General features: G+C 45.7%; 2 protein-coding genes. One reads left to right on the top strand and one right to left on the bottom strand.

Features of this window, described 5'->3' with window-relative positions; translation table 11 throughout:
- Nucleotides 1–127: 127 nt before the first annotated feature.
- A complete protein-coding gene (gene asd / locus R7Q38_RS23045) occupies nucleotides 128–1,243 on the top strand; it encodes an aspartate-semialdehyde dehydrogenase (protein ID WP_005479551.1) in 1,116 nt (371 codons plus the stop codon).
- 61 nt (nucleotides 1,244–1,304) lie between these two features.
- Here the strand turns inward: asd and R7Q38_RS23050 are convergent.
- On the bottom strand, nucleotides 1,305–1,668 hold a 364-nt coding region (locus tag R7Q38_RS23050; RefSeq protein ID WP_318114416.1), incomplete at its 5' end, for a potassium channel family protein.

Consider the following 1,668-nt stretch of genomic DNA (forward strand, 5'->3'; position numbering starts at 1 on the left):
TGGGATTATAAAAATTCGCGGCAAACGTTAAAAAAGTTGTGTTTATTTGCAAATTAGGGCTTGAGATTTTGTGGCGAAAATTGAACTATGGAGAAAGTTTCAAAAATATACATGGAGAGTTAATGCGATGAGAGTAGGTTTAGTTGGTTGGCGCGGCATGGTCGGTTCGGTTCTAATGCAGCGTATGGTCGAAGAAAAAGACTTTGACTTGATTGAACCAGTTTTCTACAGCACTTCTCAAGTAGGTATCCCTGCGCCTAATCTAGGAAAAGATGCAGGTATGCTTCAAGATGCCTTTGATATCGAAAGTTTAAAACAGCTTGATGCGATCATTACGTGTCAAGGTGGCAGCTACACTGAAAAAGTGTACCCAGCACTTCGTCAAGCAGGCTGGAAAGGTTACTGGATTGATGCAGCTTCAACACTGCGTATGGCGGAAGATTCGATCATCACGCTAGACCCTGTGAACCTAAAACAAATTCAACATGGTATTCATGGCGGCACGAACACCTTTGTAGGTGGTAACTGTACCGTTAGCCTGATGCTGATGGGTCTTGGTGGCCTGTTTGAAAAAGGGTTGGTGGAATGGACCAGTGCGATGACTTACCAAGCGGCTTCTGGCGCTGGCGCGCAAAACATGCGTGAGTTGATCTCTCAAATGGGCGTTATCAACGATGCAGTAAGTTCAGAACTGGCAAATCCAGCAAGCTCAATTCTTGATATTGACAAGAAAGTTGCAGACACAATGCGCAGCGCGTCATTCCCTACAGACAAGTTCGGCGTACCACTAGCTGGCTCGTTGATCCCGTGGATCGATGTGAAGCGCGATAATGGTCAGAGTAAAGAAGAGTGGAAAGCGGGTGTTGAAGCGAACAAGATCCTTGGTTCTCAAGGCGCTCCAGTTCCTATCGATGGTACATGTGTGCGTATCGGTGCGATGCGTTGTCACTCTCAAGCTTTGACTATTAAGCTTAAGCAAAATGTGCCGATGGATGAAATCGAAGAAATCATTGCAACTCACAATGACTGGGTGAAGGTGATTCCAAACGATCGTGACATCACGGCTCAAGAGCTAACGCCAGCGAAGGTTACCGGCACTATGTCAGTTCCTGTTGGTCGTCTGCGCAAGATGGCAATGGGCGATGATTTCCTAAACGCGTTCACTGTTGGTGACCAATTACTTTGGGGGGCTGCCGAGCCACTGCGTCGTACGCTTCGTATTATCCTTTCTGAAAAAGCGTAATCTGCAAAACTTCGTAAAAAGAGCTCCTATTTAGTAGGAGCTCTTTTTTTAACCTTCTATTTTAACCTTCACCTCGAACCACTCTTTTGTCCGGGTCGGCCAACTCGCTTCCACAATGTTTACAGTAGATAGCGTCCGAGTCATGTCCAGCTTGAGAGCAATTAGGGCACTTCACCAGTACTTTGTGGGATTGCATCTCTTGATGTAGCTCAGCTGTAAATATCCCTGTCGGAACCGCGAGAATCGAGTAACCCAAGAGCATGGTTATAGATGCCAGCGCTTTACCTAAGTTAGTTTGCGGAACCAAATCTCCATATCCCACGGTGGTTATGGTCACAATAGCCCAATAAATACTTTTCGGAATACTGGTAAACCCGTTTTCTGGCCCTTCAACAATAAAAATCAATGAACCGAAAATCGTGACC

The sequence above is a fragment of the Vibrio sp. Vb0598 genome (assembly GCF_033338935.1).
Lineage (GTDB): Bacteria > Pseudomonadota > Gammaproteobacteria > Enterobacterales > Vibrionaceae > Vibrio > Vibrio alginolyticus.

What these genes read in the sequence shown, in the direction of transcription:
- asd (WP_005479551.1), top strand. Translation starts at nt 128, where the DNA reads ATGAGAGTAGGTTTAGTTGGTTGGCGCGGCATGGTCGGTTCGGTTCTA.